The sequence below is a fragment of the Enterobacter nematophilus genome (assembly GCF_026344075.1).
In the GTDB taxonomy this organism is placed as follows: domain Bacteria; phylum Pseudomonadota; class Gammaproteobacteria; order Enterobacterales; family Enterobacteriaceae; genus Enterobacter; species Enterobacter nematophilus.
On the sequence record NZ_JAPKNE010000006.1, the window covers coordinates 232,940 to 248,570 of the forward strand.

At 58.4% G+C, this 15,631-nt stretch carries 16 protein-coding genes; 6 read left to right on the forward strand and 10 right to left on the reverse strand.

Annotation, left to right across the window (positions count from 1 at the left end; genetic code table 11):
• Window positions 1-104: 104 nt before the first annotated feature.
• Complete coding sequence (locus OSH03_RS16805; protein ID WP_061098999.1) at window positions 105-962, reverse strand: hypothetical protein; 858 nt, start codon at window positions 960-962, stop codon at window positions 105-107.
• Window positions 963-1,207: 245 nt separating this feature from the next.
• Between OSH03_RS16805 and fetA the strand changes: the two genes are divergently transcribed.
• Both fetA and fetB read left to right on the forward strand, forming a co-directional pair.
• Window positions 1,208-1,879 (forward strand): iron efflux ABC transporter ATP-binding subunit FetA, encoded by a 672-nt coding sequence (gene fetA, locus OSH03_RS16810; protein ID WP_061098998.1) that lies wholly within the window; start codon window positions 1,208-1,210, stop codon window positions 1,877-1,879.
• The gene (fetB, locus tag OSH03_RS16815; RefSeq protein ID WP_266179624.1) at window positions 1,872-2,654 is read left to right on the forward strand and encodes an iron efflux ABC transporter permease subunit FetB; all 783 of its coding nucleotides are present in this window, start codon (window positions 1,872-1,874) and stop codon (window positions 2,652-2,654) included. The genes fetA and fetB overlap by 8 nt, the downstream gene beginning before the upstream one ends.
• Window positions 2,655-2,704: 50 nt before the next feature.
• Here the strand turns inward: fetB and OSH03_RS16820 are convergent, their stop codons facing one another.
• Genes OSH03_RS16820 through tesA form a run of 3 tightly spaced genes read right to left on the reverse strand, consistent with a single transcriptional unit; the run spans window position 2,705 to window position 5,040 of the window.
• Window positions 2,705-3,559, reverse strand: a complete 855-nt coding sequence (locus OSH03_RS16820) for a co-chaperone YbbN (protein ID WP_151413929.1) — start codon at window positions 3,557-3,559, stop codon at window positions 2,705-2,707.
• 58 nt (window positions 3,560-3,617) lie between these two features.
• Window positions 3,618-4,427, reverse strand: coding sequence for an SDR family oxidoreductase (locus tag OSH03_RS16825; protein WP_151413928.1), 810 nt, complete (start codon window positions 4,425-4,427; stop codon window positions 3,618-3,620).
• The gene (tesA, locus tag OSH03_RS16830; protein WP_061098994.1) at window positions 4,417-5,040 is read right to left on the reverse strand and encodes a multifunctional acyl-CoA thioesterase I/protease I/lysophospholipase L1; all 624 of its coding nucleotides are present in this window, start codon (window positions 5,038-5,040) and stop codon (window positions 4,417-4,419) included. The genes OSH03_RS16825 and tesA overlap by 11 nt, the downstream gene beginning before the upstream one ends.
• Here tesA and ybbA point away from each other — a divergent pair.
• From ybbA to OSH03_RS16845, 3 genes are all read left to right on the forward strand, one after another.
• A complete protein-coding gene (gene ybbA, locus OSH03_RS16835) occupies window positions 5,011-5,697 on the forward strand; it encodes a putative ABC transporter ATP-binding protein YbbA (protein WP_266179625.1) in 687 nt (228 codons plus the stop codon). The two genes, tesA and ybbA, sit on opposite strands and share 30 nt — an antisense overlap.
• Window positions 5,694-8,108, forward strand: a complete 2,415-nt coding sequence (gene ybbP / locus OSH03_RS16840) for a putative ABC transporter permease subunit YbbP (RefSeq protein ID WP_266179627.1) — start codon at window positions 5,694-5,696, stop codon at window positions 8,106-8,108. The genes ybbA and ybbP overlap by 4 nt, the downstream gene beginning before the upstream one ends.
• A gap of 182 nt (window positions 8,109-8,290) precedes the next feature.
• A complete protein-coding gene (locus OSH03_RS16845; protein ID WP_061098992.1) occupies window positions 8,291-9,436 on the forward strand; it encodes a porin in 1,146 nt (381 codons plus the stop codon).
• 123 nt (window positions 9,437-9,559) lie between these two features.
• Here the strand turns inward: OSH03_RS16845 and mnmH are convergent, their stop codons facing one another.
• The 6 genes from mnmH to ppiB form a co-directional block, all read right to left on the reverse strand.
• Window positions 9,560-10,630 carry a tRNA 2-selenouridine(34) synthase MnmH gene (gene mnmH / locus OSH03_RS16850; RefSeq protein ID WP_266179628.1) on the reverse strand — a complete coding sequence of 357 codons (1,071 nt, stop codon included), beginning with the start codon at window positions 10,628-10,630 and terminating at the stop codon, window positions 9,560-9,562.
• Between the two features lie 84 nt (window positions 10,631-10,714).
• Window positions 10,715-11,782, reverse strand: a complete 1,068-nt coding sequence (gene purK / locus OSH03_RS16855; protein ID WP_266179629.1) for a 5-(carboxyamino)imidazole ribonucleotide synthase — start codon at window positions 11,780-11,782, stop codon at window positions 10,715-10,717.
• Window positions 11,779-12,288, reverse strand: a complete 510-nt coding sequence (gene purE / locus OSH03_RS16860; protein WP_061098989.1) for a 5-(carboxyamino)imidazole ribonucleotide mutase — start codon at window positions 12,286-12,288, stop codon at window positions 11,779-11,781. The genes purK and purE overlap by 4 nt, the downstream gene beginning before the upstream one ends.
• Before the next feature lie 171 nt (window positions 12,289-12,459).
• Window positions 12,460-12,669, reverse strand: a complete 210-nt coding sequence (locus OSH03_RS16865; RefSeq protein WP_151413926.1) for a YdgH/BhsA/McbA-like domain containing protein — start codon at window positions 12,667-12,669, stop codon at window positions 12,460-12,462.
• Between the two features lie 140 nt (window positions 12,670-12,809).
• The gene (gene lpxH / locus OSH03_RS16870) at window positions 12,810-13,532 is read right to left on the reverse strand and encodes a UDP-2,3-diacylglucosamine diphosphatase (protein WP_266179630.1); all 723 of its coding nucleotides are present in this window, start codon (window positions 13,530-13,532) and stop codon (window positions 12,810-12,812) included.
• A 3-nt stretch (window positions 13,533-13,535) separates the two neighbouring features.
• Window positions 13,536-14,030, reverse strand: a complete 495-nt coding sequence (gene ppiB, locus OSH03_RS16875; protein WP_000256009.1) for a peptidylprolyl isomerase B — start codon at window positions 14,028-14,030, stop codon at window positions 13,536-13,538.
• Between the two features lie 175 nt (window positions 14,031-14,205).
• Here ppiB and cysS point away from each other — a divergent pair, with 175 nt between their 5' ends.
• Window positions 14,206-15,591: a cysteine--tRNA ligase gene (cysS, locus tag OSH03_RS16880; protein ID WP_266179631.1), complete on the forward strand. Its 1,386-nt coding sequence runs from the start codon at window positions 14,206-14,208 to the stop codon at window positions 15,589-15,591.
• Window positions 15,592-15,631: the final 40 nt, after the last annotated feature.

Sequence of the window (15,631 nt, forward strand, 5' to 3'; positions counted from 1 at the left end):
CTCCTGTTTTGCATGCCTTGATGAGAAAAAGCGCGTGTTTGCTAGTCGTAAGTATATCGGCTAATGGGCTAAAATTCGCCCCGTCCGACGGGCGGGGCAGAGCGTTAGTGGTAGCTGTAGGTAAAGTCAGCGATCAGCGCATCGTCACCCGCATCGGCGATGGCTTTCGACAGGCCGTGATAGAAGGTCTCCAGCCCAATCTCTTCTACCTGGTGCAGCTGCTCGCGGATCGGCGCGCAGAACAGTTCCGCATTGCCCGCGCCCACGCGCTTGTTGTTCGGCGGAAGCTGACCGGTGATCCCTTTGAACCAGGTGCGTACCGCGCCCTTCAGAGAGGTGGGCGCGTCGTTGACGGCGTCGTGTCCCGTCAGAATTTGCAGCGTCGGGAACTGGTCCGCACAGACTGCCGTTTTCATGCGCGCATAAAACTGGCTGAAGAGTTCGAAAGACTGCAGATCGGTGACTTTGGGTTTGGTGGTTTTGCCCTGAACGTTGCCTGTCTTTTTCGCCGCGGGCTGCGCGGGCGCCAGCTTATTGAGCTGCAGATCGAACAGCAGGTTCGCGTGTTCGCGTCGTTTGCCTACGTCCGGGAAGCGTTCGATAAACGCGCGGATAAATTCCGGCGTCATCAGGTCAGCAAAATCATGGTTGACCAGCCACTGGCCGCGGGCAAACTCACCGGGAGACTGGAACCAGGCCGGAACCTTGCCCGGCTCGAACTCTTTGACATTCCCTCTGCCGTCGATTTCAACGAAGCGAGTTCCGTTGTCAAACGCAAAGCGGCAATTCTTCAGCTGAATGACCGGCTTCATCTTCAGCAGGCCCTTAACGAAGCGGACAAGCTCTCCCCCGAATACATAAGCCGTAACGGATTCTGAAGCGATGGCGGCAAGAAGCTGATCGATGGTTTTCACGCCGGGTTCAAGTTCGGAAAACTCATAAAAAGTGTGAATATTAGACATTCTTGTACTTCCTTATTGTGTTGCGGGCAGAGCTTAACACCACTTTAACGAATGTTCTAAACCAGGGATGCGGAAGTGTCGCTAAGGTCACGGCGTAAACTGTAAAGCGAAAGTGTAAAGCATGTCTAATGAATGCACGGTAAACGCAATCGGAAGTCTTGGCGGCGAAGGGGGCGCTAAAACGCGTTGTGACGAACGTGCGGCACGGATTATGCTAATAGCGCTCGGTGGTTACTGGAAAAAATATGAACAACGAAAATGCAGTTTTGCAGATAAAGGACGTCGGCTTTCGTGTTGCGAATAACACGATCCTTCAGCACGTCGGGTTTAACCTTTCTCCCGGTGAGTTCAAGCTGATAACGGGGCCGTCAGGCTGCGGTAAAAGCACCTTACTGAAGATTGTGGCCTCACTGCTGAGCCCAACAGAGGGTACCATTCTGTTTGAAGGGCAGGATATTGCGGCCCTTTCCCCGGAAAGCTATCGCCAGCAGGTCTCTTATTGCGTACAAACGCCAGTACTTTTTGGCGACACGGTTTTTGATAACCTGATTTTTCCGTGGCAAATCCGCAATAAAACGCCGGAGCCGGAAAAATTCATCGACGATCTGGTCCGTTTTGGCCTGGCGAAGGAGACGCTGACCAAATCCATCCATGAGCTCTCGGGCGGAGAAAAGCAGCGCGTCTCGCTGATCCGTAATCTGCAGTTCTTACCGAAGGTATTGCTGCTGGATGAGATTACCAGCGCGCTCGATGACGCCAACAAACGCAACGTCAACGAGATTATTCATCGTTACGCCCGCGAGCAGAATATTGCCGTGCTGTGGGTGACGCACGACTCAAATGAAATTACCCATGCGGATGACGTGATTACGCTCCAGCCGCACGGCGGGAAAATGCAGGAGGCCAACCGTGGGTGAGCATAACATTACCAATGAATCTCTGGCGTTTTCGATGGTGCTGGTGCTGATTGCTATCGTCGTAAGCTACCGGGAAAAGCTGGGGCTGGAAAAAGATATTGTCTGGAGCATCTGCCGCGCGGTGGTTCAGCTCATCATCGTCGGCTATGTGCTGAAGTATATTTTCAACGTCAACCACGCGGTGCTGACGCTGCTGATGGTGCTCTTTATCTGCTTTAACGCGGCGTGGAACGCGCAGAAGCGCAGTAAATATATTGATAAGGCGTTTATCTCGTCGTTTATCGCGATTACCACCGGGACGGCGCTCACCCTGGCGGTGCTGGTGCTCTCCGGCTCGATTGAGTTTACGCCGATGCAGGTGATCCCTATCTCCGGGATGATTGCGGGAAACGCCATGGTGGCCGTTGGCCTGTGCTACAACAACCTCGGCCAGCGTTTCAGCAGCGAACAGCAGCAGCTGCAGGAGAAGTTAAGCCTGGGGGCGACGCCAAAAGTGGCTTCAGCGCGGCTGATTCGTGAGAGCATTCGCTCATCGCTGATCCCGACCGTAGATTCTGCCAAAACGGTGGGGCTGGTGAGCCTGCCTGGCATGATGTCGGGGCTGATTTTTGCCGGTATCGATCCGGTAAAAGCGATTAAGTATCAGATCATGGTGACGTTTATGCTGCTTTCCACGGCGAGCCTGTCAACCATCATTGCCTGCTACCTGACCTATCGGAAGTTCTACAACGCGCGCCACCAGCTGGTGGTGACACAGCTAAAAAAAGCGGGTTAAGCCTGTTTGTGTAGGCCCGGTAGGCGTTAGCGCCACCGGGCATTTTTTTGTTAGTAGAGCAGCGCGTACAGCTGACGACGATACTTCGACGCCAGCGCGTCTCCGGTGCCCAGCGCGGCCAGGATCTCCTGGAACATCTTGCGCGCCTGACCGTCTGCGGCAGCCAGATCTTTCTGCAGGTGGCTGAACAGCAGCTCCAGCGCCTCTTCGTTACGCCCCACCTGATGCAGCTGCAGCGCCAGCTGGCTTGCCAGCGCGGCATCCGCCGGGTTGTCGGCTACCTGCTGCTGCAGCTGCTGAATTTCCGGGGTGTCCGCCGCCTGCTTCAGCAGCTCAATCTGCGCCACCAGCCCCTGATAGCGGGTGTCCTGATCCTGCATTGGGACCGTCTTGAGCACGGCTTCCGCGTCTTCTGAACGGTGCAGGGCGATCTGCGTTTCCGCCAGCAGGAGGCCGATCTGGCTGTTCTGGTTCGACAGCTGCCACGCCTCTTTCAGCAGCGGCAGCGCCTCGTCGTATTTGCCTTCCTGCATCAGCGCCATGCCTTCCTGCGCCTTCAGCTCTTCTTCGCGCGGCAGCACTTTATCCAGCAGGGCGCGAATCGCCTCTTCCGGCTGGGGCCCCTGGAAGCCATCAACAGGCTGGCCGTTCTGGAACAGATAGACGGTTGGAATGGCGCGCAGACCAAACTGCGACGCGACCATCGGCTCGGCGTCACAGTCCAGCTTAGCGAGAATGAACTGACCGTTGTACTGCGCGGCAAGGCTTTCCAGCACCGGCGTCAGCTGCAGACAGTGCTGGCTGCGCTCAGACCAGAAGTAGAACAGCACCGGTTTAGCCATCGACTGTTCGAGGACCTGCTGCAGGTTTGCTTCTGTAATATTGACGATATTCTGTACGGACATGCGGCTTTCTCTTTTATCGGTTTACTCTTTACATGGGGATGAGCGTCGTCGCTTCAACTCAGCCGTGCAAAATTTTGTCCATTATCCTGCCCGGCAGCAGTCGCTTTAGCCAGCCGACGGCATGGGTGACCAGCGTCACCGGATAGCGCATTTTGGGATGCTCGCTCTCAAAAGCATGGCGCACTTTGGCAACCACCGCCTCTGGCCCGAGGGTAAAGCGTGCGGCAATGCCGGGGTTTTCGACCGGCTTGTCCGCCTGGGTCTGGTTAACGTTTTCGGTAAAGCGGGTGCGGATCGGGCCGGGCTCAATCAGGCTGACCTTAATGCCGCTGTGGCGCAACTCCATGCGCAGGGCGTCGGACCAGGCTTCCAGCGCATATTTACTGGCCGCGTAGGCGCCGCGCCCCGGGGTGGAAATCAGCCCCATCACTGACGATGTCATCACGATGCGCCCTTCGCCGTGCGGCAGCATGGCCGGAAGGAGCCGCATGGTGAGCTGATGGACGCCGAAGAAATTGGTCGAAAACTGCTTCTCCAGCGTTTCGCGCGAGAGCGTATCCAGCGGGCCATACACGCCGTAACCGGCATTATTAAAGAGCCCGTACAGACGATTGTCGGTCAGGGCTATCACCTCGTCGGCGGCGCGTTCAACGCTTTCCGGCGAGTCCATATCCAGCTGAACGCCGGTGAAGCCCAGCCCGTTCATGCGCTCGACATCGTCAGGCTTGCGGCAGGCTGCCAGCACCCGAAATCCCTGGCGCTTGAGTTCGAGCGCGCTTTCAAGGCCGATTCCGCTGGAACACCCTGTAATTAAGACCGATTTTTGCATAACTTTACCTGTCAGGAACTCCGCTGAATTACGAGTCATGTTTAACTAAAGGAGCCAGCCGCGTTGCCATCCAGTCGGCAATAAACGGCTGCGCATCGCGATTGGGGTGGATACCGTCGTCCTGCATCCACTGGGGTTTGAGATAGACCTCTTCCATGAAAAATGGCAGGAGCGGAATATCAAACTCTTTGGCAAGCTTAGGGTAGATCGCGCTAAAGGCCTCATTATACCGACGACCGTAGTTGGCGGGCAGGCGAATTTGCATCAGCAGCGGCTGGGCGTTTGCCGCCTTGATGTCCTGCAAAATGGTGCGCAGCGTTTGCTCGGTTTGCTGAGGCTGGAAGCCGCGCAGGCCGTCATTACCGCCAAGCTCAACCAGCACCCAGCGCGGCTGATGCTGCTTGAGCAGCGCAGGCAGGCGCGACAGCCCCTGCTGCGAGGTATCGCCGCTGATGCTGCCGTTGACAACGGTTGTCTTGCTTTGCCATTTGTCGTTGAGCAGAGCCGGCCAGGCCGCGCTGGCCGCCATGCGGTAGCCCGCGCTCAGGCTGTCGCCAAGAATCAGTAACGTGTCCGCTGCCGCCGCGCGGAAGGTCATCAGCATCAAAAACAGGAAGGGCAAATGCCAGCGGAAAACAGTGTTGAAGTTCATCGTCTTAAGAAGTCCGTCGGTCAGGGGGAGCAGGAGCTTTCAATCCTTACCGGAGTTGAACTCGTTGTCAAACGCGCCGAAACCATCGCGCTGATTGGCGAATCCGGTTCCGGCAAGTCCACGCTGCTGGCGATTCTGGCCGGTCTGGACGACGGCAGCAGTGGGGAAGTCCATCTTGTCGGGCAGCCGCTGCACCAGCTTGATGAAGAGGCGCGAGCCGCGCTGCGCGCCCGTCACGTTGGTTTTGTCTTTCAGTCCTTTATGCTGATCCCGACGCTGAACGCGCTGGAAAACGTCGAGCTCCCGGCGCTGCTGCGCGGCGAAAAGAGCCGCGAAAGCCGCACGCATGCGAAGGCGCTGCTGGAACAGCTCGGCCTGGGCAAGCGCCTCGACCATCTTCCCGCACAGCTTTCCGGCGGCGAGCAGCAGCGCGTGGCGCTGGCGCGCGCCTTTAACGGCCGCCCGGAAGTGCTGTTTGCCGATGAGCCCACCGGCAACCTTGACCGTAAAACCGGCGACAAAATTGCTGACCTGCTGTTTTCGCTTAACCGCGAACATGGCACCACGCTGATTCTCGTGACCCACGATCCGCAGCTCGCCGCCCGCTGCGACCGCCGCCTGCGGCTGGTGAACGGTATTCTTCAGGAGGAAGCATGATCGCCCGCTGGTTCTGGCGCGAATGGCGCTCGCCCTCTCTGCTGATTGTCTGGCTGGCGTTAAGCCTGGCGGTGGCCTGCGTGCTGGCGCTCGGCAGCGTCAGCGACCGCATGGAAAAAGGACTTAGCCAGCAGAGCCGCGAATTTATGGCCGGGGACCGGGCGCTGCAAAGCTCGCGTCCTGTGCCGCCTGGCTGGATTGAGGAAGCGCGCAAAGAAGGGCTGAAGGTGGGAGAGCAAATCACCTTCCAGACCATGACCTTCGCGGGGGACACCCCGCAGCTCGCCAGCGTCAAGGCCGTGGACGATATCTACCCGATGTACGGGGAATTACAAACCAGCCCGCCGGGGCTAAAGCCGACGCCCGGCACGGTGCTGCTGGCATCGCGCCTGATGGCGCTTCTCAACCTGAAGCCCGGTGACAATATCGACGTGGGCGACGCGACGCTGAAAATCGCCGGGGAAGTGGTGCAGGAGCCCGACTCCGGCTTTAACCCGTTCCAGCTTGCGCCGCGCCTGCTGATGAACACCGCCGATGTTCCGGCCACCCATGCCGTCCAGCCGGGAAGCCGCGTGACCTGGCGCTACAAGTTTGGCGGCATGCCTGCCCAGCTGGAGGCGTATGAAAAATGGCTTCTGCCGCAGCTCAAGCCGGAGCACCGCTGGTACGGGCTGGAGCAGGACGAAGGGGCGCTCGGCAAATCTCTGGAGCGTTCTCAACAGTTCCTGCTGCTTTCGGCGCTGTTAACCCTGCTGCTGGCGGTGGCGGCGGTTGCCGTGGCGATGGGGCACTACTGCCGCAGCCGCTACGACCTGGTAGCGATCCTTAAAACCCTCGGCGCGGGGCGGGCGCAGCTGCGCAGGCTGATTGTCGGCCAGTGGCTGATGCTGCTGGTCCTCTCTGCGCTGACTGGCGGAATAATAGGGCTGCTGTTTGAAAAGCTGCTGATGGTGATGCTGAAACCGGTACTCCCGGCCGCATTGCCCCCGGCCAGCCTCTGGCCGTGGCTGTGGGCGATTGGCGCGATGACGGTGATCTCGGTGCTGGTGGGGCTGCGCCCGTACCGGCTGCTGCTCGCGACGCAGCCGCTGCGCGTGCTGCGCAACGATGTGGTGGCGAACGTCTGGCCGCTGAAGTTCTATCTTCCGGTAATTATTGCTGTTGCGGTCGGGCTGCTGGCCTGGCTGATGGGGGGCAGCACGCTGCTGTGGGCCGTGCTGGCCGGGGCGGTGGTGCTGGCGCTGCTGTGCGGCGTGCTGGGCTGGATACTGCTCAATGTCCTGAAAAGGCTGACGGTAAAATCCCTGCCCGTGCGGCTGGCGGTCAACCGCCTGCTGCATCAGCCCTGGTCAACGCTCAGCCAGCTGTCGGCCTTTTCGCTGTCGTTTATGCTGCTGGCGCTGCTTCTCGTGCTTCGCGGGGATCTGCTGGATCGCTGGCAGCAGCAGCTTCCTCCGGAAAGCCCGAACTATTTCCTGATCAACATCGCGCCGGAACAGGTCGCGCCGCTGAAGGGCTTCCTGTCGGAGCATCATATTATCCCCGAGTCGTTCTACCCTATCGTCCGCGCGCGTCTGACGCAGATCAACGGCCAGTCAACCGAGGGGAACAAGGACGAGTCGCTTAACCGCGAGCTCAACCTGACCTGGCAGGAGAAACGTCCCGACCATAACCCGATTACCGCCGGGACCTGGCCGCCGAAAGCGGGGGAGGTGTCGATGGAAGAGGGGCTGGCGACGCGCCTGAACGTGAAGCTCGGGGACAGCGTGACCTTCACCGGCGATACTCAGGATTTTACCGCCAAAGTCACCAGCCTGCGTAAAGTGGACTGGGAAAGCCTGCGGCCGAATTTCTTCTTTATTTTCCCGCCGGGCGCGCTGGACGGACAGCCTCAGAGCTGGCTGACCAGCTTCCGCTGGGAAAACGGCAACGGCATGCTGACCCAGCTTAACCGGGAATTCCCGACGGTCAGCCTGCTGGATATTGGCGCAATCCTGAAGCAGGTGGGGCAGGTGCTGGAGCAGGTGAGCCGCGCGCTGGAGGTGATGGTGGTGCTGGTGACAATCTGCGGCGTGCTGTTGCTGCTGGCTCAGGTGCAGGTGGGCATGCGCCAGCGTCATCAGGAGCTGATAGTTTACCGCACGCTCGGGGCGGGTAAGCGCCTGCTGCGCATGACGCTCTGGAGCGAGTTTGCGCTGCTGGGGCTGGTAGCGGGTCTGGTCGCGGCGATTGGCGCTGAAACGGCGCTGGCGGTGCTGCAGACGAAGGTCTTCGACTTCCCGTGGGAGCCTGACTGGCGTCTCTGGCTGATACTTCCTCTCTGCGGCGCGGTGCTGCTCTCCCTCTGCGGGGGCTGGCTCGGTGCGCGGTTGTTAAAGGGCAAGGCCCTGTTCCGGCAGTTTGTGAATTGATTTAGTATGGTAATAATTACGCACCGGTTTTTATGCCGGTGCGTAACGCTTAAATAGCACAAAGTGATAATGCCAACGCATTTAGCAGCACAAAACATTAAAAACCCGTCCACACAGCCCGAATATTTCCGGTTAATATTCACCAGCTAAATATTTAGCAGCGTGTCTATTAAGGAAAAATAATGACTATAAAAAAATCAGCGCTGGCGGCAACGATCGGCGCGGCAGTGGCATTGACTACTTTTGCATCTCAGGCAGAAATCACCGTACTTAAGCAGGATCCTCAGGCGGGTAACCCGCTGAGCCGCCTGAACTTCACCGTTGGCGGCAGCATTCGTCCGCAGTTCCAGAACATGACCGGCGACGACGGTAAAAACGGCTACAAGCGTAACGGCTTTGACGGCGGCACCCGCTTCCGTTTCGCGGCTGATTACTATCTGTTTGATGACATCAGCTGGATCAGCTACTACGAGCTGGGGGTGAACATCCCTGCCCAGTTTAACTGGGATAATCACTATGCAGACGGCGCACATGACACCACTCGCCGCATGCTCTACACCGGCCTGAAGAGCGATACCTGGGGTACGCTGACCTTCGGCCAACAGAACAGCGTTTACTATGATGTGGTTGGCGCGAAAACCGATATCTGGGACTACGACATGATCGCCCAGGCGCCGGGTAACGGGATCAACGGCGACTACGACGGCTCTTACCGTTCACGCCAGATGCTGAAATACAAGAAAACCGTGGGCGATGCGGACATTTACGCATCCTACCTGTTTGAAGACAGCGAATACCTGCCGGGCAACGGCCTGCGCTACAAGCGTAAAGGCGGCGGCTCGCTGGGTATCGATTACCACCTGACCACCGATCTGACCTGGGGCGCTGCCTGGAACTACACCCGCGCCGACATGCGTAACCCGGACAACGGCGACAGCAAAACCTACGATCAGAATATTGTCGGTACCGCGCTGAGCTGGACGCCGGACAACTGGACCTTCTCCGCGGGCGGCGGCTGGTACCAGAACTTCCTGACCACCAAAAAAGTGTCTGTTAACGACTACTTTGCGGGCGACGCGTGGGGTATTGAATACTTCGCAGGGTACAAATTCCCAATCGGTCAGTACGCGGTGAAATCCATCCAGCCTTACTTCATGGGTGACCGCATCGAGTACGTGAACGGCCGCAACTACCAGCGCATCGACAACGGCGTGGGTATCAGCTTCCAGCTGGATTACGGTTTCCGCGTGGATTACGAACACGTGTTCACCTCCAGCACCGACAACCTGGGCGACATGAACCTGGTGCGTCTGCGTTACGACTTCTAAGTCGTCTTGTAGGGTGCGGCCTGATGCCCTCACCCTGACCCTCTCCCACGGGGAGAGGGAACAAACATTAAAAACGGCAATCCTGGTTGCCGTTTTGCTTTTACCTCGCCACCCGGCTTTTTTTCAGCGATCAAGCCACTCGGCAATGTCTGCGAACGTCCCGCGAAACACAATCTTCTCCGCCTTTTTCTCCAGCTGATAGCCGTACATCGGGTCGTAATAGTCGTTCAGGAGCGGTACAAGCCAGCTGAAGTGTGCGTCAGTGCTGCCCGTTCGCTGTTGTTCGGCAAGTGCAGCGTCCAGCAGCGCCGTAAATTCCGCAAAACGCTGCAGCCCAAGCCGACGGCGAATGGCGAACAGGCCGTGGTGCAGGTACTCGCTGTACTCTTTCCAGCCCGCCTCCTCACCGTACGCGGCAGAAAAATCCGCCCACATGTGGTCAAAATACTCTTCGCGCAGGCGCTCCAGGCGGACGTCAAAGGGGTCTTCGACGACAACGATAGGGGCGTCAACCATGCGGTCGCGCAGGCACTCCGGGAGATGGTTGGAGCCAATCATCCGGCCTTCGTCTTCCAGCACCCAGCGCGTGGCGTCTTTTTTCAATAGCTCAACCGCAAGGTGATTCTCGAAGCTTGCCTGGGAAAGCTGCGGCGTGAGCGTGCGGCCAAACGACGATCCGCGATGGTGCGCCAGCCCTTCCAGATCGATACCCTGCGCGTGCTGCTTCACCAGCAGGGTTTTACCGTTTCCGGTACAGCCGCCAATAAGCACCATCGGTTTTTGCGACTGCTCAATGGTCACCTGAATCGCCGTCTGGCGCAGGGCCTTATAGCCGCCGCGGATCAGCGGGTAGTCGATGCCCGCCTCTTTCAGCCAGGCCTGAGAGATATGTGAACGCTGGCCGCCGCGCGCGCAGCAGAGATAGCCCTCGGGATGGGCAAGGCAGGCTTCGCGCCAGGCGCTGACGCGCGCGTCGCGCGTCTCGCCTTTCACCAGACTATGGCCGAGCGCCAGCGCGGCTTCAGGGCCCTGGCGTTTGTAGCAGGTGCCGACGGCGGCGCGCTCGTCGTCGTTCATTAAGGGCAGGTTGACTGCCGCAGGCATCGCGCCCTGGGCAAATTCGATCGGCGCGCGAACGTCGATTAAAGGGGTATCAGACGCGAGGATCGCGCGATAGTCCGTTCCATCGTTCATGGTTATTCCAGAAGAAAACTCAGCAGCAATGGGCGGGGATTGTACGCCGGGGAAGGGGAAGGTCAACTCCCCGGCGCAGATGTCTTACTTGAGCTTTGATTGTGCCCAGACAATGCCGCTCGCGTATTCCGGCGGCAGGAGAGGAACGATCGCCTCCAGGGTGGCGCTCAGGCGGTCCGTATCGGTATCGTTCAGGTTGAGGTGACCAACCTTACGACCCTCGCGAACCTCTTTGTCATACCAGTGCAGATGCACCAGCGGCAGCTTCAGCCAGTCGTAGTTCAGATCGGTACCGATCAGGTTGATCATCACCGACGGGCTGTTAACGACGGGCTGCGGCAGCGGCAGGTCGGTGATGGCGCGCAGGTGCAGTTCGAACTGGCTGATAGACGCGCCGTTTTGCGTCCAGTGGCCGCTGTTGTGCACGCGCGGGGCCAGCTCGTTGATCAGCAGGCCCGACGGCGTGACGAAACACTCCATCGCCATCACGCCCACGTAGCCCAGCTCGTGCATGATGGCAGAGAGCATCTCTTCCGCCTGCGCCTGCTGGTCGGGATTGGCGTGCGGGAAGGCAACGCTGGTGCGCAGAATGCCGTCCTGATGCAGGTTATGCGTCAGCGGGTAAAACACCGTGCGGCCATCGTGCCCGCGGGCGCCTACCAGCGACACTTCGCCGCTAAAGTTGATGCCCTGCTCAACGATGCACTCGCCGTAGCAGTCGTCCGGCAGCTCGGCGGTTTCATGCGCGCGCAGGCGCCACTGGCCGCGGCCGTCGTATCCGCCGACGCGGCGCTTCACGATCGCCAGCTCGCCCAGCATCGCGAAAACGTCATTCCACTCGCTTTTATCAGACAACAGCTGCCACGGCGCGGTCGCAAGGCCGAGCTTGTCGAACAGCTGCTTTTGCGTCAGACGGTCGGCGATGATCGGGAACACGTCGCGGTTCACGAAGGCGTTATGGCGCGCCAGCTCGCGGGTTAGCGCGGTTTCCGGCCAGCGTTCGATCTCGGCGGTGATCACGCTCTGGTGAAACGGCACTGCTTCCGGCTCGGCGTCCAGCCCGACGGGCCAGACGGCAATACCCAGCGGCTCACCGGCCTGACGCAGCATGCGGCCCAGCTGGCCGTTACCGAGGACGCAAACCTGCTTCATGCCGCACCCCGCGGGTCCGGGTTATCCAGCACCTCGTCGGTCTGGGCTTTGCGCCACACCGCCAGGCGCTGGCGTAAATCTTTGTCGTGCGTCGCAAGAATTTGCGCGGCCAGCAGGGCTGCGTTCGCCGCGCCCGCTTTACCAATCGCCAGCGTGCCGACAGGAATACCGCGCGGCATCTGGACGATGGAGTAGAGGCTATCGACACCGCTTAACGCGGCGCTTTGGACCGGAACGCCCAGAACCGGCACCAGCGTTTTGGCGGCAATCATGCCAGGCAGATGTGCTGCGCCGCCCGCACCGGCAACGATCACCTCGTAACCGTTCTCTTCGGCGCTTTCGGCGAAGCTGAACAGTTTGTCCGGCGTACGGTGTGCGGAAACCACTTCAACGTGGTGCGGAACATTCAGGATTTCAAAGATTTCGGCGGCGAACTGCATGGTAGCCCAGTCGCTTTTGGACCCCATCACGATGGCGACACGCGCCGGATTATTGCGGGAAGACATGCGTCTTAAAACTCCTGTGGTGCGAAACACACTGCTTTCGAGGGCACAGAGAATAGCATGTTATACGGGCAAGGAAAACGGTTGCGCGGTTAAATCTTGAGCCGTTGTTGCCATCAATTCATAACAAAACAGACCGCGTTCTGGCGGTCTGTTTTCGTCGAGCGGCAATCATTATTTCGTCAGTTCTGCCGTCATGTACACGCGGTTGTTGAACTGTGCGCTGGTGATTTTATAGGACGCACCTTGTTCCGCAGCCTGGGCAGCAATTTTCGCTTCCGCACGGTCAAGGGTTGAACCGGTTGCGCTTACGGTCTGAGCGAAAGATCCGAAAGAAACCAGGGAGAGAGCGGCAACTGCAACGAAAGTTTTGATGGATTTCATGGTCGTATTCCTTAAGTATTTTGTTTGGGATAGGGCGTGTTGCCCTGATGTGATAAATATTAGGCCGACCACGGACTGATTAAAATCGAAACAATTTGCCTGTATCGTTCAAAAAAATAGAATTAGTGTAAAGAGGTAGATTAGAACGGAAAAGCGATCAGCTCCACACCCTCTGGCGTGACTTTGACCATTGAGCCTTCGCTGTGCCACGCGCCGAGCACCACGCGATGGGCCGGTTCGCCGTTGGCGATAAGAGAATGCACGTCAGGACGATGGGTATGACCGTGGATCAACCACTGAACGCGGTGCTTTTCCATCACGCTCACCACCGCCTGCGGATTGACGTCCATGATGGTCAACGATTTGCTGCTGTTAGCGGCTTTACTGCCCGCGCGCATTCTGGCGGCGATGCGGCTGCGGATAAACAGCGGCAGGGCAAGGAACACCTTCTGGATCCACGGGGTGTGGACCTTGGCGCGAAACGCCAGGTAGCCGGTATCGTCGGTGCAGAGCGTGTCGCCGTGCATGATCAGCACCCTGCGGCCATAGAGATCGAGCACCTGCTCTTCCGGAAGCAGTTTCATACCGCTTTCGCGGGCGTAGCGCTTGCCGAGCAGGAAATCACGGTTGCCGTGAATGAAGTAGCAGGGGACGCCGGAATCCACCAGCGTTTTAATGGCGGCAGCCATTTCACGGTGCAGTGGGTCAGGATCGTCGTCGCCAATCCAGGCCTCAAACAGATCGCCCAGGATGTACAGCGCGTCGGCGCTTTTCGCTTCACCGCGTAAAAAACGTAGAAAACCGGCGGTTATCGCCGGTTCTTCTGTTTGCAGATGCAGATCCGCAATAAAGAGTGTCGCCACGAATTACTCGCTGACGGTCACGCTTGTAATCACAACGTCTTCTTTAGGTACGTCCTGGTGCATACCGCTGCGGCCGGTAGAGACGGCTTTGATCTTATCGACCACGTCCATACCTTCAACCACTTCTGCGAACACGCAGTAGCCCCAACCCTGCAGGCTTTCGCCGGAGAAGTTCAGGAAGTCGTTGTCAGCCACGTTGATGAAGAACTGCGCGGTTGCAGAGTGAGGCGCCTGAGTACGGGCCATTGCCAGCGTACCGCGGGTGTTTTTCAGGCCGTTGTTCGCTTCGTTTTTGATCGCTTCTTTGGTCTCTTTCTGGCGCATGCCAGGCTCGAAACCGCCGCCCTGGATCATAAAGCCGTTGATCACGCGGTGGAAAATAGTGTTGTTGTAGAAACCTTCGCGGCAGTAGTCCAGGAAGTTTTTAACTGTTTCAGGCGCTTTGTCATCAAAGGTTTTGATTACGATATCGCCATGATTAGTGTGGAAAGTAACCATTTTTGCATCCTGTTCCGTTATTGTGGTACGTCGACCCGCCTTCGGGTCATATATAGGGGCTTGTTATAGCATAACCACAGGACGCGATCACCTTGCATTGTGTGCTGATCCTATTCCGAATTATGGGTATTATAGGGAACAAACAACCCACACACGTGTTTACATGGAATCTTCGATGTTAAAAATCTTTAATACAATGACGCGCCAGAAAGAGGAATTTAAACCTATCCATGCCGGGGAAGTCGGCATGTACGTGTGTGGTATTACGGTTTACGATCTCTGCCATATCGGCCATGGCCGTACCTTTGTCGCGTTCGACGTCGTCTCTCGCTACCTGCGTTTTCTGGGCTATAACCTGAAGTACGTGCGTAACATTACCGACATTGACGACAAAATCATCAAGCGCGCTAATGAAAACGGCGAAAGCTTTGTTGCGCTGGTGGATCGCATGATCGTTGAGATGCACAAAGACTTCGACGCCCTAAATATTCTGCGCCCGGACAGCGAGCCGCGCGCGACCCACCATATCCACGAAATCATTGAGATCAACGAGAAGCTGATCGCGCGCGGTCACGCCTACGTGGCGGACAACGGCGACGTGATGTTCTCCGTGCCGACGGATCCAACCTACGGCGCGCTTTCCCGTCAGGATCTGGACCAGCTGCAGGCCGGCGCGCGCGTTGACGTGGTGGACGTGAAGCGTAACCCGATGGACTTCGTGCTGTGGAAAATGTCCAAAGAAGGCGAACCAAGCTGGCCATCCCCGTGGGGCGAAGGCCGTCCGGGCTGGCACATTGAGTGTTCCGCGATGAACTGCAAGCAGCTGGGTAACCACTTCGACATTCACGGCGGCGGTTCGGATCTGATGTTCCCGCATCACGAAAACGAAATCGCGCAGTCCACCTGCGCCCACGGCGGCGAGTACGTAAACTACTGGATGCACTCCGGGATGGTGATGGTTGACCGCGAGAAGATGTCGAAATCGCTGGGCAACTTCTTCACCGTGCGCGACGTGCTCAAGTACTACGACGCGGAAACCGTGCGCTACTTCCTGATGTCCGGCCACTACCGTAGCCAGCTGAACTACAGCGAAGAGAACCTGAAGCAGGCTCGCTCGGCGCTGGAGCGTCTGTACACCGCGCTGCGCGGTACCGACAAATCTGTGCCTGCAGCGGGCGGCGAAGCGTTTGAAGCGCGCTTTGTTGAGGTGATGAACGACGACTTCAACACCCCGGAAGCCTACTCCGTGCTGTTCGACATGGCGCGCGAAGTGAACCGCCTGAAGTCAGAGGACATGGCGGCGGCGAATGCCATGGCGTCCCATCTGCGCAAGCTCTCCTCCGTGCTCGGCCTGCTGGAGCAGGAGCCGGACGCGTTCCTGCAGAGTGGCGCGCAGGCGGACGACGGTGAAGTGGCGGAGATTGAAGCGTTGATCAAAGCGCGTCTGGAAGCGCGTCAGGCGAAAGACTGGGCGGCGGCCGATGCGGCGCGCAACCGTCTGACCGAGATGGGCATCATTCTGGAAGACGGCCCGCAGGGGACGACCTGGCGCCGTAAGTAGGTCTGGTGCGCGCTGATGCCCTCACCCCAGCCCTCTCCCA